We start from the raw sequence: 20806 nt of genomic DNA on the forward strand, positions 1-20806 counted from the left end.
TCCGTAGGTTGTCCGCATCGTCGACGGTAACAACAACGACGCCCCGATATCCCTTCCCACCTGCGAAGACGCCGGTACGGCGCCGGTGCGGCGCCGGTGCGGCGCGGTCAGCGCGGCAGGACCACCACGTGCGTGGCGTGGTCCCGTTCGGCCGAGGCGATCATCGCGGCCCGTACCACCTCCGCCTGCTGCTCCGGCGCCTCGCGCAGCCCCCGCGGGGTGACGTGGACGACCGTGATGCCCAGCCGCTCCAGGGTCTCCCGCTTCCGCGCGTACTGGGACCACAGCGCCTCCTCGTCGTGGGAGGTGCGGTGCGGGGTGCGGGCGTCGATCTCGACGGCGACCGCGTGGTCCGGCCAGTAGGCGTCGACGCCGCCGAGGTGAGGGCCGCCGGGCAGGCGGAGGTCGACGTTCCAGAGGGGGTCGGGCAGGGCGTGGGCGTCGACCATGGTGTACAGGCGGCCCTCGGCCAGCGCGCGGCCCTCCGCGATCAGGGTGTCGACCGCGTCGATCACGTGCGCGCGGTTCAGCAGCCGGGCCCGGCTCAGTTCGCGTACCACCGCCGCCGCCTCGCAGTGCCCGCCGCGGACCGCCTCCGTCAGCAGCAGGCGCACGTCGGCGGCGTCGGTGAGGACCGCGACCGTGTCGGCGAGGGCGCGCGGGACCGGTGCCACGGGCAGGCCCGTGATGCGGTCGGGGCGGGGGAGGGTGTGGGCGCGGACGAGGCGGACGGGGCCGGTGGAGCGCAGCCGGCGGGTGCGGGGGAGCAGGACGTCGATCCGGTCGAGCGCCGGCAGCGGCGGGGCGGAGGCGAAGCCGTGCAGCGTGAGCGCGGCGAGCCCGGTGACCATCGCGTCGCCGTACGGCGCCGGGGCGGCGTCCTGCGCCGGGGCGGACGCGGCCGGGCCGCGGGTCTGGCCGGGCACGGTGGCGCGGCCCGGCGCCCGGCCGGCGTAGAGCAGGGCCGCGTGCAGCCGCTCCGCCGACGTCGGTGGCCCGGCGTGCAGCAGGTAGACGCCGGGCAGGAGTTGCTGCCACGGGCCGCCCGGGCGGCAGCGCTGGGCGGCGTCGGCGGCGGCGATCCCGTGCTCGCGCAGTTGCCGGGCGGTCATGACCTGGTCGCGGGCGCCGGCGGCGGCACGGAGCGGGCGCGGGCTGAGCGGTGCGGGGGAGGGCGAGTTCGCGTTCATGGCCGCTGGATTCCCGGCGGCCCACCCTCCCCTAACCGCTGTTACAGGGCCGTCGAAGAATGCGGACAAGCTGGGGCTAAAGGGCACACGTTCGACTGTCGAGCAGAGGTGCCGTCACCCCGTACGGGCCGCGCCCCCCGACGGCTCACTCCTGCGCGTCGCGCTCCTGCGCGCGCAGCGCGCGCGCCAGGTCGTCGCGCGCCTCCCACACCAGCCGCCGCAGCGCCGGCGGCGCCGAGCCGTCGGTCTCCCGCAGCCAGGCGTCCGTCGCGTCGAGCGTCCCCTGGTGCGCCTGGAGCGCCGGGTAGAGGCCCCGTACGACGGCCATGGCGCTCTCGATCGTCCGCTCCCGCCAGATCCGCTCGATCGACGCGAAGTACCGCGGCGCGTACGGCGCGAGGAGGTCCCGCTGTCCCGGCCGGGTGAAGCCGGAGATCGTCGCCTCGACGATCGCGTTGGACAGCTCGTCCGAGTCCACGACGGCCGTCCACGCCGCCTCCTTGACCCGCGCGTCGGGCCGGGCGGCCAGGCAGCGCACCTGGTGGCGCTTGCCGGACGCGGTGTCGTCGCGGGCCAGTTCTGCGTCGACGGCCGCCGCGTCGGCGGCGCCGTGGGCGACGAGCGGCAGCAGCACCTCCCAGCGCAGCTCCTGGTCGACGTCCAGGCCGTCGATCTTCGCCTGGCCGTCGAGGAGGCCGTGGAGCAGTTGCAGGTCCTGCTCCGTACCGGCGACGGAGGCGAAGAAGCGGGTCCACGCCAACTGGTGGTCGCTGCCGGGCGGCGCCAGCCGCAGCTCGCCCAGCGCGCCCTCGGCGAGCGCCTCTTCCGCCGCGGCGCGGTGCCCGGGCGCGGCGTAGTGGTCGACGGTGTAGTGCGCCTGCTGGTGCAGGCCCTGGAGCACGCCGATGTCGGTCTCGCGGCCGGCGAAGCGCAGCACGAGGTCGAGGTAGTCGCGGGCGGGCATGAGGCCGTCGCGGGTGAGGTCCCAGGCGGCGGCCCACAGCAGGGCGCGGGCGAGGGGGTCGGAGACGTCGCTGAGGCGCTCGCGCACAGTGTCGAGCGAGTCCTCGTCGAAGCGGGCCTTGCAGAAGGTCAGGTCGTCGTCGTTGACGAGGATCAGCTCCGGGCGCGGCTGCCCGGCCAGCTCCGCGACGACCGCGTGCCCGTCGGTGACGTCGACCTCGGCGCGCGCGTAGCGCACCAGCTCGCCGGAGGCGTCCGGCTGGCCGTAGAGACCGACGGCCACCCGGTGCGGCCGCGGGGCCGGGGCGGCAGCGCCCGGGCCGGTCTCGGGGCCCTCGCGCAGGATCGCCAGCTCGGTGATCCGCTCGTTCGCGTCGTACGTCACCTGCGGGGTGAGGGTGTCGACGCCGGCGGTCTGCAGCCACGGCCCGGCCCACGCCGACATGTCCCGGCCCGAGGTCTCCTCCAGCGCGGCCAGCAGGTCGGCCAGGCGGGTGTTGCGGTAGGCGTGCCGCTTGAAGTAGCGGCGGGCGCCCTCCATGAAGGCGTCCCGGCCGACGTACGCGACGAGCTGCTTGAGCACCGCGGCGCCCTTGGCGTACGTGATGCCGTCGAAGTTGAGCTTGGCCGCCTCCAGGTCGTGGATGTCGGCCGTGATCGGGTGCGTCGTCGGCAGTTGGTCGGCCCGGTACGCCCACGCCTTGCGGCGGTTGGCGAAGGTGATCCAGCTCCCGGTGAAGCGGGTGGCCTCGGCGAGCGCCAGCGCACCCATGTAGTCGGCGAACGACTCCTTGAGCCAGAGGTCGTCCCACCACTCCATGGTCACCAGGTCGCCGAACCACATGTGCGCCATCTCGTGCAGCACGACGTTCGCCCGGCGCTCGTACGCCGCGTCGGTGACCTTGCCGCGGAAGACGAACTCCTCGCGGAAGGTGACGAGCCCCGGGTTCTCCATCGCGCCGATGTTGTACTCGGGCACGAACGCCTGGTCGTACTTGCCCCAGGGGTAGGGGTAGTCGAAGTGGTCGTGGAAGAAGTCCAGGCCCTGCTTGGTGACGGTGAAGACGTCGTCGGCGTCGAAGTGCCGGGCGAGGGACCTGCGGCAGAGCGCGCCGAGCGGCACGACCAGCTCCCGGCCGTCGTCGAACGTGCGCGTGTAGCGGTCCTCCAGGTGGGCGTACGGGCCGGCGAGGACGGCCGTGATGTACGTGGAGATCGGCTTGGTCGGCTCGAACCGCCAGGTCGCCGACTCGTCCTGGTGCCGCTCCGCGGCGCCGGCCAGGGCCGCGCCGGACAGCACCGTCCAGTGCCCGGGGGCCGTGACGGTGAAGGTGAACGGGGCCTTGAGGTCGGGCTGTTCGAAGGTGGCGAAGACCCGGCGGGCGTCGGCCGGCTCGTACTGCGTGTAGAGGTAGACCTCGCCGTCCTCCGGGTCGACGAAGCGGTGCATGCCCTCGCCGGTGCGGCTGAACGCGCAGCGCGCGTCGACCACGACCTCGTTCTCCGCCGCCAGGTCCTCCAGCGTGATCCGCGCGCCGTCGAAGACCGCCCCCGGGTCGAGGTCCCGGCCGTTGAGGGTCACCGCGGTCACGTCCGGCGCGACGAGGTCGAGGAAGGTCGCCGCGCCCGGCTGGGCGCAGCGGAACCGCACGGTGGTCACCGACCGGAAGGGCCCGGGGGCGGGGGCCACCGCCGTGCGCAGGTCGAGCTCGACCTCGTACGCCTCGACCTCCAGCAGCCGCGCGCGCTCCCGGGCCTCCTCGCGGGTCAGGTTCTCACCGGGCACGGGGTGACTCCTTCGTCTCGCAGGTCCGATGGCGAAATCATGTCATGCGGGTACCCGGCCGGCGGTGCTGACGTACCAGGCCCACGAGGGACAGCGCCGCGGTCAGCCCCGCCGTGGTCAGCAGTTGGGTGCGGGAGTCCGGCTCGCGCAGCATCAGCACCAGGATCGCGCCCATGGCGGCGAGCGCGGCCCAGGTCAGGTACGGGTACGCCCACATCCGTACCGTCAGCAGCTCCGGCGCCTCGCGCTCCAGCCGGCGGCGGGTGCGCAACTGGGCGGCGGCGGTGAACGCCCAGACCACGAGGATCGCGGCGCCGACCATGTTCAGCAGCCACTGGAAGAGCGTGTCGGGCCAGCGGTAGCTGAGCAGCACGGCGGCGAAGCCGAAGGAGCAGGTGGCGACGACCGCGCGGCGCGGCACCCGGTGGGTCAGCTTGCCGAGGAAGCGCGGGCCCTGGCCGCGGGCGACCAGGGAGTACGCCATGCGCGAGGCGCCGTAGATGTTGGCGTTCATCGCGGACAGCAGCGCCACCAGCACCACGACGTTCATCACCTGGCCCGCGGCCGGGATGCCGAGGTGGTCGAGCGCGGCGGCGTAAGGGCCTGACTTCACCGCCGGGTCGTCCCACGGGATCAGCGCGACGACGACCAGCATGGAGCCGACGTAGAAGATCGCGATCCGGTACATCGCGGTACGCACCGCGCGGGCGACGCCGCGCCGCGGGTTCTCCGACTCGGCGGCCGCGATGGTCACGTTCTCCAGCCCGCCGTACGCGAAGACGGAGGCGAGCAGGCCGACGAGCAGCCCGTCGGAGCCGTTGGGCAGGAAGCCGTCGCCGTCCCCGGTGAGGTTCGCGGTGCCGGGCGAGTCGGTGCCGGGGAGCAGGCCGAGCACGGCGAGCAGGCCGAGGGCGAGGAAGGCGGTGATCGCCGCGACCTTCAGCCCGGCGAACCAGAACTCGGCCTCGCCGAAGTTGCCGACCGCCGCCAGGTTCGTGACGCAGAAGACCGCCATGAACAGCAGGACCCACATCCAGGACTCGGTGCCCGGCAGCCAGCCCGTGACGATCTGCGAGGCGCCGATGGCCTCGGCGGCGATGGCGACGCCCAGCAGCGTCCAGTACATCCAGCCGGAGGTGAGCCCGGCCCACGGGCCCAGTGCCCGCTCGGCGTGCACGGAGAAGGAGCCGGAGGCCGGGTGGGCGGCGGACATCTCGCCGAGCATGCGCATCACGAGCATGACGAGCACCCCGGAGACGGCGTACGCGAGGACGATGCCGGGACCCGCGGCGGCGATGCCGGCGCCGGAGCCGACGAACAGGCCCGCGCCGATGACGCCGCCGAGGGCGATCATCGTCAGGTGGCGCTGCTTGAGGCCGGTGCCGAGGTCGGACGGTACGTGGCCGGCGGCCGGAGCGGTGGTGCCGGCGGGGGCGTCTTCGGTGGCGGCGGCCGGTGCGGGGATGCCGGGGCCGGCGTCGGCGGGGGCCGCGCTGCTCACGGCGTCCGCGGGGGTGCCGGGGGTCCCGTCGGCGTGGGGGGATGTGCTCATGCTCGTGTCCTGGGGGGTAGTGCGTGGGGACGATTCAGTCTGCGGCATCGCGCCGGGCGTGCGCCGCGGCCGGGGAGTCGGCGTTGGAGGGGTTCCACAGCGGGAGTCGGGCGTACGGCCGGGCAGTTGGCCCGGTGCGAAACCCGATCACCGTGTGGCGTATCTCACGTGACCTGCTCGGATGCCGGAATCGCGGTCCCCGGGCCGGTAGCCGCGGGGGTGCGGGGGAGTGACAGGTATGTGCGGCGTGGATTGGCACCTTTCCACGGTAATCGGCCCGAGGCCGTCGGCTAGCGTACGCAGCGTCCCCGTACCCCGTGACGGACCCGCGAACCGAGACCGGAGAACCCGATGAGCACTGCCGCCGTCTCCTCCCCGCACTACGCGCGCCCCGGCGCCGTACTCGCCGACGTGCTGCCCGCCTCGACCGCGGCCCGCGCCCGGCTGCGCGACATCGCGCTCGTGGCCGGCGGCGCGGCGCTCACCGGCGCCGCCGCGCAGTTGTCGGTGCCCGTGCCGGGCTCGCCGGTGCCGGTCACCGGGCAGACCTTCGCCGCGCTGCTCGTCGGCGCCTCCCTGGGCACCGGGCGGGCGTTCCTCTCGCTCATGCTCTACGCGGTCGCGGGCGTGGCGGGGATGCCGTGGTTCGCGGAGGGCTCCTCGGGGTGGGGCATGCCCTCGTTCGGCTACGTCCTCGGGATGCTCCTCGCGGCCGTGGCCGTCGGCGCGCTGGCCCGCCGCGGCGGCGACCGCGACGTGTGGCGCACGGCGGGCACGATGGTCTTCGGCAGCGTCGTCATCTACGCCGTGGGGGTGCCGTACCTGGCGTTCTCGCTGAACGTCTCCCTCGGCGAGGCGGTCTCCCTCGGCCTCACCCCGTACCTCCTCGGCGACGCCCTGAAGGCCGCCCTCGCGATGGGCGCGCTGCCCGCCGCCTGGCACATCGCCGGGCGTGCGCGCCGGGGCTGACCACGGGGCCCGTAGACTCCGGGCCATGCGCGTGTACCTCGGCAGCGACCATGCCGGCTACGAACTCAAGGAACACCTCCTCGTCTGGCTCCGGGAGCACGGGCACGAGCCCGTCGACTGCGGCCCGCTGATCTACGACGCCGCCGACGACTACCCGCCGTTCTGCCTGCGCGCCGCCGAGCGCACCGCCGCCGACCCCGGCAGCCTCGGGGTCGTCATCGGCGGCTCGGGCAACGGCGAGCAGATCGCCGCCAACAAGGTCGCGGGCGTGCGCTCGGCCCTGGCGTGGAGCGAGGAGACGGCGCGGCTGGCGCGCGAGCACAACGACGCCAACGTCGTCAGCGTCGGCGCCCGGATGCACACCCGCGACGAGGCCACGAGCTTCGTCGAGGTGTTCCTCGCCACCCCGTACACCGGCGAGGAGCGCCACCAGCGGCGCATCGACATGCTCAGCGCGTACGAGCAGAGCGGCAAGCTCCCCGACGTGCCGGCGCACCACCCGCAGCCGTAGCGGCCGCCACGGCCCGCACGGCCACCACGAGCGGCACGGGCGGGGCAGGACAGGACCGAGAAGGGGGCGTATGCCCGAGGGCCACACCATCCACCGGCTGTCCGTCGAGTACGGCGTGCGCTTCGGCGGCCGGGCGGTCCGCGCGGCGAGCCCGCAGGGCAAGTTCGCCGACGGCGCCGCGCTCATCGACGGCTGCCGGCTCACCGGCACCGACGCCCACGGCAAGCACCTCTTCCTCGGCTTCGGGCCCGTCGGGCACCTCCACGTCCACCTCGGCATCTACGGCAAGGTCGGCTTCGGCGACGGCCCGGCGCCCCCGCCCGTCGGCGCGGTCCGGCTGCGGCTGGCCACCGGCGCCGGCTACGCCGACCTGCGCGGCCCCTCGGCGTGCGAGCTGGTCACCGAGGAGGAGAAGGACGCCGTGCACGCCCGGCTCGGCGACGACCCGCTGCGCGCGGGCGACGACGGCGAGGCGGCGTGGGCGCGGATCTCGCGCAGCCGCGCGCCGGTCGCCACCCTCCTCATGGACCAGCGGGTGATCTCCGGCGTCGGCAACATCTACCGCACCGAGGTCCTCTTCCGGCACGGCATCGACCCGTACCGCACGGGCCGCGACCTCGGCCGCACCGCCTGGGAGGCGGTCTGGGCGGACCTCGCGGTGCTGATGCGCGAGGGCGTACGCACCGGGCGCATCGACACCGTACGGCCGGAGCATCTGCCCGAGGCGATGGGCCGCCCGCCGCGCGTCGACGAGCACGGCGGCGAGGTCTACGTCTACCGCCGCGGGGGCCGCCCGTGCCACCTCTGCGGCACCGACGTACGCACCGCCACACTCGCCGCGCGCAACCTTTTCTGGTGCCCCTCATGCCAGCCCACGTGACCCTCGTCCCAACTGCGTTCGCGCAGGCCCTCCTTCGTTCAAAACTCCGTGAATTCGCATACGATTCCGGCAGTGCCGCCCGAAGAGTGCGGTCGGCACGCCGTGAATCGACGCCCGGCGCGGCGGGTGGATAGGGTCCCGGGGCATGGCCGGAGGCGCAGGTTCCACCTCGCAAGCGGCCCGGTGGCACAAGGCGCTGCACCGGGCCCGCGTCGGCGTGCGCAGGGCCGGTGTCGACTACTTCCGCGGTGAGGGCTCCGACTGGGTGGCCCTTGTCGTCCTCCTGCTGACCATCCCGGCGCTCGCCGCCGGCACGATCCTCTCGGCGGCCTGGATCTCGCCGGCCGCGCTGGTGCTGCCGATCTTCATCGGCGGCCTGGTGCTGCGGCCCGCCAGCCTCCTCGCGCTGTACGCCGCCTCCGCCACCGCGCTCATCGTCGAGGCGATGCTCCTCGGCCCGTACGCGGAGGGCCCGGCCCGGGTCACTCCCGGCACCGTGCTCGTGATCGCCTCGGTGGGGCTGACGGGCCTGACCGTCGCGCAGTTCCGCAGCCGCGTCGGCGTGCCGTGGCGGCGGGGCGGCACGATGCTCTTCGACCTGCGCGAGCGGATCCGGGTGCAGAGCAAGCTGCCCCGGCTGCCGCGCGGCTGGCACGCGGAGATGTCGCTGCGCCCGGCCGGCGGCCAGTCCTTCTCCGGCGACTTCGTGGTCGCCTCCCGCACCCACGGCGGCCAGATCCTGGAGGCCGTGCTGACCGACGTCTCCGGCAAGGGCATGGCAGCCGGCTCGCGGGCGCTGCTGCTCTCCGGCGCCTTCGGCGGGCTGCTCGGCTCGCTGCCGCCGCACGACTTCCTGCCCGCCGCCAACGGCTATCTGCTGCGCCAGGAGTGGCAGGAGGGCTTCGCCACCTCCGTGCACCTGGTGCTGGACCTGGAGTCCGGGGACTACGAGCTGTTCTCCGCCGGGCACGTGCCCGGGGTGCAGCTCAGCGCCGGCACCGGCCGCTGGGAGGAGAAGGGCGCGGAGGGGCCGCTGCTCGGCGTGGTGGAGGAGGCGCAGTTCGACCCGCTGAAGGGCACGCTGCGCCGCGGGGACGTGCTGATGCTCTTCTCGGACGGGCTGGTCGAGGCGCCGGACCGGGATCTGACCGAGGGCATGGACCGGCTGATAGGCGAGGCGGACCACTACGCGTCGAGCACGTTCCGGGGCGCGGCCTGGCATCTGATCGAGAAGGTGGCCAAGGACGTCAAGGACGACCGGGCGCTGCTGCTGATCTGCCGCGAGTGAGGCGTACGGGCCGGGCGCGGGCGACGGGTCCGCGGGTCTAGGGGTCCGCGGGTCTAGGGGTCCGCGGGCCCACGGCTCCGCCGGTCCCTTCCGCCGGACCGCCGGGCACCCGGTCCGGGGCGGGCGGACGTGCCGGGACCGGGGCGCTCGCGCGTCGCCGTCGCGCGCGTACGCCCCGGTCCCCGCGGTCACTTGGCCCCGGCCGTCCCCGGCACGGGTTCCAGCGCCGCCCCGCCACCGGGAGGTTTGCCCCCGGGCAGGAAGCGGGCCAGCCAGTGCGACCGCCCCGCCGCCAGCGGTGCGAGCACGGCGAGCACCAGCACGTACCCGGCGATGAACGGCGACAGCCGCCGGTCGAGCCCGGCCGTGGCCGCCATCGTGGCCAGGATCAGCGCGAACTCGCCGCGGGCCAGCAGCGTCAGTGCGATGTTCGAGGCGGGCAGCGCCCCGAACCCGTACAGCTTCGCGGCGGCGAGCCCCGCGCTGACGTTCATCACGATCGTCAGCAGCACCGCGAGGGCCACCGGGGCCGCGACCGAGGGCAGGTCGCCCGGGTCGATCGAGAGCCCGAAGCCGAAGAAGAAGATGGCGCCGAAGGCGTCCCGCAGCGGGTGCACGAGCGTACGGATCCGCTCCGCGGACGTCGTACTGCCGAGCATCAGGCCGACCATGAACGCGCCGATGGCGTCCGCCACCCCGAACCACTCCGAGATCCCCGCGACCAGCACCGCGGCGCCGAGGAAGGAGATGACGAGCAGCTCGTTGTCGCGGGTGTCGAAGAGCCGGCCGATGACCTTGGTGCCGAAGCGCGCGATCGTGGCCAGGACCAGCAGGAAGGCCATCGCCTTGCCGGCCTGCAGGGCGGCCTCGCCGGCGCCCTCCGCACCGGACAGGACGGGCTGCAGCACGGCCAGGTAGACGGCGAGGAAGATGTCCTCGATCACGATGATGCCGAGGATCGGTTTGGTCTCGCCGTTCCCGATCCGGCCGAGGTCGACGAGGATCTTCGTGACGATCGCGGACGAGGAGATGCCGAGCACACCGGCGAGCACCAGCGCCTCGGACGTGCCCCAGCCGAGCGCGAAGCCGAAGCCGAGTCCCGCGCCCACGTTGAGCAGCAGATAGATGCCGCCCGCGACGGCCATCCGGCGACCGCCCGACTTGAGGTCGTCCATGTGGAATTCGAGACCGAGGTAGAACAGCAGCAGGACGAGGCCCAGGGCGGTGAGCATCTCCAAGTCGTGCGGGTCCTTGACCAGCACGATGCCGGGGGTGTTCGGGCCGAGCAGGATGCCGGCGAGGATGAAGAGCGGGATGGTGGGCAGCCCGATGCGGCTGCCGATACGGGCGAGGATGGCGGCCGCCATGAAGGCGCCGCCCATGGCGATCAAGGTGTCTGCGTGTCCGATGGGTTCCTCCCGGGGTCGTGGGGACGGCCGTTCCGGGACCTGAGCCCTTTACTTACTTTACCTCATTGTTGCCCTGGCAATTAATCCGTCGGGTGCACTTCCCGCGCTCTTCCGCGGCCGGACCACCGTCGCCACCTCGGGTTAACCCCACCCCGGGTCCGCCAGCAGCCGCCATGGCCCGGCGCACCCCCGCTCCGTAGCGTCGAACCCACGATGACCAGGGCGGCCGCCCTGGCAGCGCCACGGCGAACGGCACGAAGGAAGGGCGGACGACATGCGGCTGCGGACCAGGGGAGAGCGGCAGGACCACGGGGCGCCCGCCGCCCCCGGCCACGCCGTCGAACTGCGCGGCGTACAACGGCGATACGGCCGCGGCGCCGGCGCCGTGCACGCGCTGCGCGGCATCGACCTCGCCCTTCCCCGGGGCACGTACACCGCCGTCATGGGCCCTTCCGGGTCCGGCAAGTCCACGCTCCTGCAGTGCGCCGCGGGCCTCGACCGGCCGACCGCGGGCTCGGTGCTCCTCGGCGGTACGGAACTGACGCGGCTCGGTGAGAACAAGCTCACCGAACTGCGCCGCAGCCGCCTGGGGTTCGTCTTCCAGGCGTTCAACCTGCTGCCGTCGCTGACCGTCTCGCAGAACGTCCTGCTGCCCATGCGGCTCGCCGGGCTGCGCGCCGACCACGCGCGGGCGGCGGAGGTGCTGGCGCAGGTCGGCCTCGCGGCGCACGGCAGGCGGCGCCCCGCGGAGCTGTCCGGCGGCCAGCAGCAGCGGGTGGCGATCGCCCGCGCGCTGATCACCAGGCCGGACGTGATCTTCGCGGACGAGCCGACGGGGGCGCTGGACACCCGCACGGCGGCGGAGATTCTGGCGCTGCTGCGGCAGGCGGTCGACTCGCTGGGCGCGACGGTGGTCATGGTCACGCACGACCCGGTGGCCGCGTCGTACGCGGACGTGGCGCTGTTCCTCGCCGACGGCGCCCTGGCGGGCAGCCTGCAGCGGCCGACGGCGGAGCAGGTCGCGGCCCGGATGACGACGCTGGACCCGCGGGGCGCGGCTCGCGCGGCGGAGCCGGCGGCGTGAGCGGCGGACTGCCCGGGGCGGGGGCGCGGGCGCGTACGAACGGGCTGGCGCGGGCCGCGCTCCGGTTCCGGCCCGCGGGCTTCGCGGGGACGTTCGTCGCGCTGATGATGGCGGCGCTGATCGTGTCGGCCTGCGGGATCCTGCTGGAAACGGGCGTACGGGCCTCGGTGCCGCCGGAGCGGTACGCGAACGCGCCGGTGGTGGTCGCCGCGGACCAGCGGGCGCACATGACGGTGGGCAGCGGCGACGGCGCCTACGACGCCTCGGAGCAGGTGCCGGACCGGGCCCGGGTGCGGGCTGAGCTGGCGGTGCGCGTCGCGTCCGCGGAGGGTGTCGCGGCGGCGGTCCCTGACGTCACGTTCCCGGCCCGGCTGGCGGCCGGGGAGGGCGCGCCGGACGGCTCCGCGCTCACCGCACAGGGCTGGGGCTCCCACGCCTTCACCGGCACCGCGCTCACGGCGGGCGCGGCGCCGGGGGCCGACGAGGTGGTCCTGGACCGGGCGACGGCCCGCGCGGCGGGCGCGGACGTGGGGGACACCATCGCGCTCGTACTCCCGTCGGGACAGCAGGAGTTCCGCGTCTCCGGCATCGCGGCCGCAGCGGCGGACACACCCGCCGCGGGCGGCGCCGCGTACCTCGCCGAGGATGCCGCCGCCCGGGCCGCCGGGCATCCGGGGCGGTTCGACGCCGTCGCCGTGCTGGCCGCCGAGGGGGTCGGCGCCGGGCAGCTCGCCGACGCCGTGCGCGGCGCCGTGGGGGACCGGGCCGAGGTGCACACCGGGGACGGGCGCGGGGGCGTCGAGGACACCGGGGTCGCGGCGGCCGAGGAGCTGCTGACCGGGCTCGGCGGCTCGTTCGGCGGCATCGCCGCCACCGTCGCCGTCTTCACCGCCGCGGGCACCGTCGCGCTCTCCGTGGCGCAGCGCAAGCGCGAGTTCGCCCTGCTCCGGGCCATCGGCGCCACCCCGCGGCAGATCCGCCGCTCCGTGGCCGCCGAGGCACTGCTCGTCGCACCCGTCGCCGGGCTCGCCGGGCTGCTGCCCGGCATCGGGCTCGCCGCCTGGTGGTTCGGCCAGCTCAAGGACCGCGACGCCGTACCGGCCGCCGTCGACCTGCACGTCTCGTTCATCCCGCTCGCCGTCGCCGTGGGCACGGCCCTGCTCAGCGCGCTGGTCGCCGGCTGGGCGGCCTCCCGCCGCCCCGCGAAGACCAAGCCCGGCCAGGCGCTCACCGAGGCGTCCGTGGAGCGGCTGCGCCCCGGGATCGTCCGCACGGTCCTCGGGCTCGGCGCCGTCACCGGCGGCATCCTGCTCAGCGGCGTCGCCGCCCGCTCCGCCGGCGACGACGCGGCCGAGGCGGCGCTCGGCGTCGTGATGCTCTTCATGCTCGCCGTCGCCCTCCTGGGCCCGCTGATCGCGCGGCTGGCCGCCGGGCTGTTCGGCCTGCCGCTGCGCGCCGGCGACGCCAGCGCGGAGCTGGCCGCCGCCAACTCCCGTACGAACGCCCGCCGGCTGGCCTCCGCGATCACCCCGATCGTGCTGGCGACGGCCTTCGCCTCGGTGCTGGTCTTCATGCACACCAGCGAGGACCACGCCACCGCGACCCAGCAGCGCGCCGGCGTCACGGCCGACCACGTCGTCACCCACCCCGAAGGGCTGCCCGCCGACGCCGCCGAGCGCGCGGCGCGGCAGCCCGGGGTGGACGCGGCGGTGGGCGTGCTGCGCGCGGAGGTGCTGGTACCGGTCGGCGGCTGGGGCGACCGGTGGCTCCAGGGCGCGACGGCGCAGGGTGTCTCCGGCGACGGGCTCGCCCGCGTCCAGGACCTCGACGTCCGCGACGGCGCCCTGGACCGGCTGCCGGAGCCCGGCACGGTGGCGCTCGACGAGAACCTGGCCCGCTCGGCGGGCGCCGGGGTCGGCGAGCGCGTCGAACTGCGGCTGCCGGACGGCACGTCGGAGAAGGCCGAGGTGGTGGCCACGTACGGGCGCGGCCTCGGGCTCGCCCAGGTGACGCTCGACCGCGCGGCGCTGGCCGGGCACGTCTCCGCCGGGTACGACACGGACCTGCTGGTCAGCGGCGGCCGTGCCGCCGACCTCGGCGCCCTGGGCGGGGCGGGCACCGCGGTGACCGACGCGGCCGGCTACGCGCAGCAGCAGGACGTCGACCGCAGCCTCAACCGCTGGGCGAACTTCACCATGGCCGGCGTCCTCGGGGGCTTCGCCGCCGTCGCTGCGCTCAACACCCTCGTCATGACCGTGCTGGACCGGCGCCGCGAGTTGGGGATGCTGCGGCTGATCGGCTCCACCCGGCGGCAGGTGCTGGGCATGATCCGCTGGGAGGGGCTGCTCGTCGGGGTCGCCGGCCTGGTGCTGGGCGGGGCGATCGCGGCGGCGACGCTGGTGCCGATGGTCCGCGGGATCACCGGCGGGGATCCGTACCTGCCGCCGCTGACGGTCGCCGCGTTCACGGCGGGGGCCGTGGGGCTGGGGCTCCTGGGCACCGTGCTGCCGGCCCGCGCGGCGCTGCGGCGGGCGGAGCCGGCGGGCTGAGGGGCCGCTGCCGTACGGGCGGGGGCGCGGTCCGTACGAGCCGGTGCACGGGAACGCGAGCGGCCCGGGGCGCCCTTCCGCGAGGAGGGGCGGCCCGGGCCGCGTGCCGTACGGGACTCAGCGGGTGGCGGCCGCCCGCTCCCGCTCGGGGGCGTGCTCCGCCGCCGGCTCCGAGCGCGGCGAGCCGCGGCGCCCTTCGCCGCCGTCGGACTTGAACAGCCAGTTCATCTTCGGCTCCATGGCCCACCGGAACATCTGCCGCACCGGCGGGGTGCACAGCACCGTGACGATCACGGCCGCGATCGCCGTGACGGCGACGGCGCCCAGCGGCGTGTGCGCGAAGTCGTTGTCGTACCAGCCCCAGAAGCGCGAGCCCTTGGCGAGGAACCCGTGCAGCAGGTAGCCGTACAGCGTGCCGGCGCCCAGCACGGTGAACCACATCGTGCGCCGCGGCACCCAGGCCAGGAAGCACGCCGTGAGCACCAGCGCGCAGCCGAACATCGCGAACGTCATCACCGGACCCGCCCAGATGGGCGCGCCCAACTCCTGTGCGGAGTCACGGTGGTAGAACCAGCCGGCGTTCATCCGCGGCACCGCCCAGTACGCGACGACCGCGGCCATCAGGCCCACGGGCACGGACAGCAGCCGTACCTCAGGCCGGCGCACCAGGTCGAAGTGCTCCGGTTTGAGCATCAGACCGAGGACGAAGAAGGGCATGAACTGCAGCACGCGCTGGAGGTCGAGGTCGTTGCCGACGGTGTCGCTCATGGACGCGGCGATGGCGATGAGCAGGGCCAGCGGCACCGGCCAGCGCACCGCCTTCCACAGCGGTGTCGTCATCCGCCAGACGAACAGCGCGATGAGGAACCACGTCAGGTACCACGGATCGAGGATGCTGATGCGGTAGCCGGGGACGTCGCCCGCCCAGCGGTTGAAGAACGTGTAGGCGGTCTCGAAGATCACGTACGGCACGAGGACGCCGGTGACCAGCCGCTGCACGCGCCCCGGGCGGCCGAGGTCGAACGAGCGGGACATATAGCCGGAGATGAGGATGAAGGCCGGCATGTGAAACGAGTAGACGAGCATGTAGAGCGCGGACGCGGCGCGGCTGTCGTCGCGCAGCGGCTCCCACGCGTGGCCGAGTGCGACCAGCACGATGGCCAGGTACTTTGCGTTGTCGAAGAAAGGGTCGCGGGTCTTCGGCTTGCCGGAATCGCCGGCCGGACGAGCCGCGGTCTGCGGCAGGTGGGTCACGAAGCCTCCAGGTACGAGTCCGGCGGCGGAACCCGGAACCGCACCGGCGGGTTGGGGTCGAGGGGGGATCGGAACATCGTCGGCACCCTAGCGTCCGAGTGTCGGGCCCGTAAATTCGAAGTCAGCGTCGGGAATTTCATAGACATGGAGACAGACGGCGTGGTCAGCGAGCATCACTGTATGCCAGTTTTGTCCTGAATGAATCGGACATAGGGGCACGAAACTTCGGCGTGTCAGGTGATCAGTTTTCGGCCGGTTCCGGATGCCCGCGGGCGGTCCGAATGGGGAATTCCGAGCGGTGGGAACGCCCGTCCGCGTACCCCTTATTACGTATATCCGTGCGCCTGGAACACGGAATTCGGATTCGCCGCTCCGGTTTCCGCGGCACCGCCGCCGGGGATGGACCGCATGGGCGCGCCACCGGCGCGGAGGTCGTGCGGCGTCCCGCGTACGGCGCTCCGCGTGCGCCGTGGGCGCAGATCGGTGTAAGGGGCGCGAGATATCAGCCAGTTGGGCATCCCACGCACCCCCGTGCACCTCTTGGTGGCACGATGGATCCACCGGGGTGTGCGGGCGGCGGGTGCCCTGGGTGGGTGAACGAGAACCTAGGGGTGATCAGGGCGTGGCTATCTCACTGTCATTGGTGCTGCTGATGGGGATCATCCTGGTCGTGCTGATCCGTGGCGGCTCGATCAAGGTGGGCCCGGCGATCGTTGCGGTGCTCTTCGGCTTCTTCCTGGCGTCCACCAGCGCCGCACCGGACATCCAGGACGCCCTCGACGAAATAAGCCAGAGCATCAGCGACATCGGCACCTGACGGTGCCACCGGGGCGACCCGGCCGCCGCGCACACGACAACGGCCGGGGCCCCGGCCCGCGCACGTCCCGGAGGACGCGGCGCGGTCAGGGCCCCGGCCGTCTCGCGGAGCGGGTGACGGGAATCGAACCCGCGTAGCCAGCTTGGAAGGCTGGAGCTCTACCATTGAGCTACACCCGCAGGCGCCACCCGTGGCGGGTGGCACGCCCAGCATCGTAGCCGCTGCGCCCCCGGTCCCGCACGCCGCTATGCCTTCGGGCGCCCGGCCGCGCGTACGCGCGTGTGCCATCACCTGTCGCGTACGGGTCACGACCCCGGCCGGGCGCGGGCCGCGTACGGCGTCACCAGGGACGTAATCCGCCGCGCCGCGGCTGCGCGGCCATGTACCCTACTGCTCGCACATGCGGGGTGTGGCGCAGCTTGGTAGCGCGTCCGCTTTGGGAGCGGAAGGTCGTCGGTTCGAATCCGGCCACCCCGACCGCACGGGGACCTTCGTGACGAAGGTCCCTTTATGGGGAGCGGACCCGGCACCGGTACTATGCAAGCTGCGTTCCTGCGTGCCTGGACCGGGCCGCTCCACGCTTCTGCAGGAAGCCGGACGCAGCCGCAAGAAGTCCACAAGAAGTACAGCACTTCCCAGACGCCATCCCAAGGAGACCGACCGTGAAGAGCGCCGTGGAGACCCTGAACCCGACCCGGGTTCGGCTCACTGTCGAGGTGCCCTTCGAGGAGCTCAAGCCCAGCCTCGACGCGGCGTACAAGAAGATCAACCAGCAGGTCACCGTGCCGGGCTTCCGCAAGGGCAAGATCCCGGCCCGCATCATCGACCAGCGGTTCGGTCGCGGCGCCGTCCTTGAGGAGGCCGTCAACGACGCGCTGCCGAAGCTCTACGAGGACGCCGTCAACGAGGGCGACCTCAAGCCGCTGGGCCGGCCCGAGGTCGACATCACCGAACTGAAGGACAACGAGACGCTGACCTTCACCGCCGAGGTCGACATCCGCCCCGAGTTCGAGATCCCGGACTACTCCGGCATCAGCGTCGAGGTCGACGCCATCGAGGTGCCCGACGAGGACGTCGACAAGTCGGTCGAGCAGCTCCGCGAGCGCTTCGCCTCCACCACGCCGGTGGAGCGGGCCGCGGCGGAGGGCGACGTCGTCACCATCGACCTGGAGGCGAGCGTCGACGGCGAGGTGCTGGACGACGGCGTCGCCAGCGGCGTGACGTACACGATCGGCTCCGGCGAACTGCTCGACGGCATCGACGAGGCCGTCACGGGCCTGGAGTCCGGCGGCTCCGCGACCTTCGCCTCCGAGCTGAAGGGCGGCTCCGCGGCGGGCCAGGAGGCGCAGGTCAAGGTCGACGTCACGCAGGTCGCCGAGCGCGAGCTGCCGGAGCTGGACGACGAATTCGCCCAGATGGCCAGCGAGTTCGACACGCTGGAGGAGATGCGGGCGGACAGCCGCAAGCGGCTGGAGCAGATGAAGCGCTACGACCAGGCGCAGCAGGCCCAGGAGAAGGTGCTGGACGAGCTGCTCGGCCTGGTGGAGATCCCGGTCCCGGAGAAGCTGCTGGAGGAGGAGATCTCCACCCGCCGGCACAACCTGGAGAACCACCAGTTGGCGCAGATGGGCATGGACCTGGAGGGCTACCTGAAGCTCCAGGAGAAGACCGCCGAGGAGTTCGAGACCGAGCTCAAGGAGCAGGCGGAGCGCGGCATCCGCACGCAGTTCGTCCTCGACGAGCTGGTGGGCAAGGAGCAGGTGAACGTCGGCCAGGAAGAGCTGACCGAGCACCTGATGCGCCGCGCCCAGTCCTCGGGCATGAGCCCGGACCAGTTCGCCCAGGCGGTCGTCGAGGGCGGCCAGGTCCCGGTCCTGGTCGGCGAGGTCGCCCGCGGCAAGGCCCTGGCGGTCGTGGTGGAAGCCGCGACGATCAAGGACACGAACGGCGAGCCGGTGGACCTCTCGGACGAGGACGAGACCGCGGAGACGGTCGAGGCCACGTCGGACGAGCCCCCGGCCACCGGGGACGCGGCGGCCGCGGCGGACGCCGAGGCGACCGAAGAGAAGCCGGAGAAGGCAGAAGCCTGACCCGAACCCCGAGGATGCGGGCCCCGCGCGGACTGCGCCGGGGCCCGCGCGCGCTCCGCACGGCCGCTCCGCACGGCCCGCGCTCCGCGCCCCGGAGCGGCGGCCCGAAGCCGGCGGGGTGCACGCCCCCGTACCCGGCCGGTCGCGCGGCGCCACGCTCCGGCCGTCCCCGGCACGCTCGCTCGTCCACGCGCTCCGCGCGTGGTCGCGGCGCGCGGGCGAGCCTCGCGGCCAGGGCCCACGCTCCGCGCCCGGAGCGCACAGCAGAGCCACACCTGCACCCCGCCACCTCCGGCGGACAGCCGCCACGCACGCTCCGCGCGCTTGGCGACGCAGGACCCCGGCCGCCCGCCGGGGGGGGCGTGGTCGCCTCCGACCGTTCCGCCACCGGCCGGCGCCGGGTCCGTCCGGTACGGGGCAGGTGCCGCCGTGCCTGGCAGGGCCGCACCTGCCCCCTCCGCCGGCTCCGGCGGACAGCCGCCTACGCGCGCTTCACGGGGCGGGGCTCGACGAGGAGCGGGCCGTACGCTCCGTACCCGGCAGCCGGGCAGAGCCCCGGGCTCTCGTCTGCTGTCCCGCAGCGCCGCCCGCAGGGCGCCCTCTCACGCGCGCTACGCGCGCTGTGGCGGCGCAGGGCCCCGGCCGCTCGCCGACCCCGGCGGGCGGCGTGATCGCCTGCGACCGTCCGGCCACCGGCCGGCGGCCGGAGCGGTGCGGCGCCGAGAACGCCGCCGTGTCCGGCAGAGCCGCACCTGCACCCCGCCCCTCCTGCGGACGGCCGCCCGCAGGGCGCCCGGTGCCGGCTGCCACCCCGCCGCGCCCCCGCAGGGGGCCTGCGCTCACAGCGAACAGTTAAGGAACCGGGATGGCCGCCGCCTACCTGCGCGTTAGGGTCCATAAGCAAGTCAGGCAACTCAGGAACGTACCGTCAGACGGCCTCAGGCGGCCGTCGCAGAATGAGCAGGTGGACACGTGACGAACCCGATGCTTTCCGGCCCGGGCGAGCCGTCCTTCGGCGGCCTTGGCGACCAGGTCTACAACCGGCTGCTCAACGAGCGCATCATCTTCCTCGGCCAGCCGGTCGACGACGACATCGCCAACAAGATCACGGCGCAGCTCCTCCTCCTCGCCGCCGACCCGGACAAGGACATCAACCTCTACGTCAACAGCCCGGGCGGCTCCGTGACCGCCGGCATGGCGATCTACGACACGATGCAGTTCATCAAGAACGACATCGTCACCATCGCCCTCGGCCTCGCTGCCTCCATGGGCCAGTTCCTGCTCAGCGCCGGCACCCCCGGCAAGCGCTTCGCGCTGCCGAACGCCGAGATCCTGATCCACCAGCCGTCCGCCGGCCTGGCCGGCTCCGCGACGGACATCAAGATCCACGCCGAGCAGCTCATCCGCACCAAGAAGAAGATGGCGGAGCTCACCTCGCTGCACACCGGCCAGACCGTCGAGCAGGTCACCCACGACTCCGACCGCGACCGCTGGTTCTCCGCGGAGGAGGCCAAGGAGTACGGCCTGATCGACGAAGTCATGCCGTCGGCCTCGGGCATCCCCGGCGGCGGCGGCACCGGCGCCTGAGGTCCCGGCGCCCGGCCAGCGACCCGCAAAGCCCGCGCAGCCCTTCACAGCCGCACTGCCACCAGGACGGAACACCACGATGCAGAACTTCCCCGGACGCGGTCTCTACGACCGCCTGGCCGACGAGGCCGCCGACGTCGCCGACGCCCGTCGTTCGCTGGGCGCGGAGTCCCGCTACGTCATCCCGCGCTTCGTCGAGCGCACCTCGCAGGGCATCCGCGAGTACGACCCGTACGCGAAGCTCTTCGAAGAGCGCGTCATCTTCCTCGGCGTGCAGATCGACGACGCCTCGGCGAACGACGTGATGGCCCAGCTCCTGTGCCTGGAGTCGATGGACCCCGACCGGGACATCTCGGTCTACATCAACAGCCCCGGCGGCTCCTTCACGGCCCTCACCGCCATTTACGACACGATGCAGTTCGTCAAGCCGGACATCCAGACCGTCTGCATGGGCCAGGCCGCCTCGGCCGCCGCCGTGCTGCTGGCCGCCGGCACCGAGGGCAAGCGCATGGCCCTGCCGAACGCGCGCATCCTCATCCACCAGCCGTACACCGAGACCGGCCGCGGCCAGGTCTCCGACCTGGAGATCGCCGCGAAGGAGATCTTCCGGATGCGTAACCAGCTCGAAGAGATGCTGGCCAAGCACTCGACGACGCCGATCGAGAAGGTCCGTGACGACATCGAGCGGGACAAGATCCTCACCGCCGAGGAGTCCCTTGAGTACGGGCTGATCGACCAGATCGTCTCCACCCGCAAGCTGTCCGCCGGCATCGGCGGCTGACGGCTCGCGGCCGGCTCCCGGCTCCGTATCCCGCGGCGCCGGACCTGACGTCCGGGCCCTTGTCCTCTGGACAGGGCCGCCCGTGGAGCGGTCCCC

Annotated in this window: 15 protein-coding genes and 2 tRNA genes; 11 read left to right on the forward strand and 6 right to left on the reverse strand. The window is 73.6% G+C overall.

From position 1 onward, the window contains the following. Window positions 1-107: 107 nt before the first annotated feature. The 3 genes from CXR04_RS24945 to CXR04_RS24955 all read right to left on the reverse strand — a co-directional run bounded on the left by CXR04_RS24945 (window position 108) and on the right by CXR04_RS24955 (window position 5491). Window positions 108-1190 carry a hypothetical protein gene (locus tag CXR04_RS24945; protein WP_101424511.1) on the reverse strand — a complete coding sequence of 361 codons (1083 nt, stop codon included), beginning with the start codon at window positions 1188-1190 and terminating at the stop codon, window positions 108-110. Window positions 1191-1335: 145 nt separating this feature from the next. Further along, window positions 1336-3939: an aminopeptidase N gene (pepN, locus tag CXR04_RS24950; protein WP_101424512.1), complete on the reverse strand. Its 2604-nt coding sequence runs from the start codon at window positions 3937-3939 to the stop codon at window positions 1336-1338. A 37-nt stretch (window positions 3940-3976) separates the two neighbouring features. Further along, window positions 3977-5491 carry an amino acid permease gene (locus tag CXR04_RS24955; RefSeq protein WP_101424513.1) on the reverse strand — a complete coding sequence of 505 codons (1515 nt, stop codon included), beginning with the start codon at window positions 5489-5491 and terminating at the stop codon, window positions 3977-3979. Window positions 5492-5842: 351 nt separating this feature from the next. On the opposite strand from CXR04_RS24955, the gene CXR04_RS24960 reads away from it, so the two are divergent. The 4 genes from CXR04_RS24960 to CXR04_RS24975 all read left to right on the forward strand — a co-directional run bounded on the left by CXR04_RS24960 (window position 5843) and on the right by CXR04_RS24975 (window position 9139). Further along, the gene (locus CXR04_RS24960) at window positions 5843-6460 is read left to right on the forward strand and encodes a biotin transporter BioY (protein ID WP_101424514.1); all 618 of its coding nucleotides are present in this window, start codon (window positions 5843-5845) and stop codon (window positions 6458-6460) included. Window positions 6461-6485: 25 nt separating this feature from the next. Next, window positions 6486-6971 (forward strand): ribose-5-phosphate isomerase, encoded by a 486-nt coding sequence (locus CXR04_RS24965; protein WP_101424515.1) that lies wholly within the window; start codon window positions 6486-6488, stop codon window positions 6969-6971. 70 nt (window positions 6972-7041) lie between these two features. Then, on the forward strand, window positions 7042-7851 hold the full coding sequence (locus tag CXR04_RS24970; RefSeq protein WP_101424516.1) for an Fpg/Nei family DNA glycosylase: 810 nt from the start codon (window positions 7042-7044) through the stop codon (window positions 7849-7851). Between the two features lie 145 nt (window positions 7852-7996). Next, entirely contained in the window at window positions 7997-9139 is a 1143-nt protein-coding gene (locus CXR04_RS24975; RefSeq protein ID WP_101424517.1) for a PP2C family protein-serine/threonine phosphatase, read from the forward strand. Window positions 9140-9327: 188 nt separating this feature from the next. Here the strand turns inward: CXR04_RS24975 and CXR04_RS24980 are convergent, their stop codons facing one another. Continuing rightward, window positions 9328-10521 carry a cation:proton antiporter gene (locus CXR04_RS24980; RefSeq protein ID WP_101424518.1) on the reverse strand — a complete coding sequence of 398 codons (1194 nt, stop codon included), beginning with the start codon at window positions 10519-10521 and terminating at the stop codon, window positions 9328-9330. Between the two features lie 301 nt (window positions 10522-10822). On the opposite strand from CXR04_RS24980, the gene CXR04_RS24985 reads away from it, so the two are divergent. Both CXR04_RS24985 and CXR04_RS24990 read left to right on the forward strand, forming a co-directional pair. Then, window positions 10823-11632 (forward strand): ABC transporter ATP-binding protein, encoded by an 810-nt coding sequence (locus CXR04_RS24985; protein WP_101424519.1) that lies wholly within the window; start codon window positions 10823-10825, stop codon window positions 11630-11632. After that, window positions 11629-14181 carry an FtsX-like permease family protein gene (locus tag CXR04_RS24990; RefSeq protein ID WP_101424520.1) on the forward strand — a complete coding sequence of 851 codons (2553 nt, stop codon included), beginning with the start codon at window positions 11629-11631 and terminating at the stop codon, window positions 14179-14181. The genes CXR04_RS24985 and CXR04_RS24990 overlap by 4 nt, the downstream gene beginning before the upstream one ends. Before the next feature lie 117 nt (window positions 14182-14298). Here CXR04_RS24990 and CXR04_RS24995 read toward each other — a convergent pair whose 3' ends face one another. Next, the gene (locus CXR04_RS24995) at window positions 14299-15435 is read right to left on the reverse strand and encodes an acyltransferase family protein (protein WP_101424521.1); all 1137 of its coding nucleotides are present in this window, start codon (window positions 15433-15435) and stop codon (window positions 14299-14301) included. A gap of 622 nt (window positions 15436-16057) precedes the next feature. Between CXR04_RS24995 and CXR04_RS25000 the strand changes: the two genes are divergently transcribed. Next, window positions 16058-16252, forward strand: coding sequence for a hypothetical protein (locus CXR04_RS25000; RefSeq protein ID WP_018834270.1), 195 nt, complete (start codon window positions 16058-16060; stop codon window positions 16250-16252). A 108-nt stretch (window positions 16253-16360) separates the two neighbouring features. Here the strand turns inward: CXR04_RS25000 and CXR04_RS25005 are convergent. Then, window positions 16361-16431 (reverse strand) — tRNA-Gly (locus CXR04_RS25005). A gap of 224 nt (window positions 16432-16655) precedes the next feature. Here CXR04_RS25005 and CXR04_RS25010 point away from each other — a divergent pair. From CXR04_RS25010 to CXR04_RS25025, 4 genes are all read left to right on the forward strand, one after another. Further along, window positions 16656-16729 (forward strand) — tRNA-Pro (locus tag CXR04_RS25010). 185 nt (window positions 16730-16914) lie between these two features. Further along, complete coding sequence (tig, locus tag CXR04_RS25015) at window positions 16915-18342, forward strand: trigger factor (protein ID WP_101424522.1); 1428 nt, start codon at window positions 16915-16917, stop codon at window positions 18340-18342. Between the two features lie 984 nt (window positions 18343-19326). Continuing rightward, window positions 19327-19929, forward strand: a complete 603-nt coding sequence (locus CXR04_RS25020; RefSeq protein WP_101426586.1) for an ATP-dependent Clp protease proteolytic subunit — start codon at window positions 19327-19329, stop codon at window positions 19927-19929. A gap of 79 nt (window positions 19930-20008) precedes the next feature. Next, the gene (locus CXR04_RS25025; RefSeq protein WP_101424523.1) at window positions 20009-20710 is read left to right on the forward strand and encodes an ATP-dependent Clp protease proteolytic subunit; all 702 of its coding nucleotides are present in this window, start codon (window positions 20009-20011) and stop codon (window positions 20708-20710) included. The last annotated feature ends 96 nt before the right edge of the window (window positions 20711-20806 follow it).

The organism is Streptomyces sp. CMB-StM0423, from assembly GCF_002847285.1.
In the GTDB taxonomy this organism is placed as follows: Bacteria; Actinomycetota; Actinomycetes; order Streptomycetales; family Streptomycetaceae; genus Streptomyces.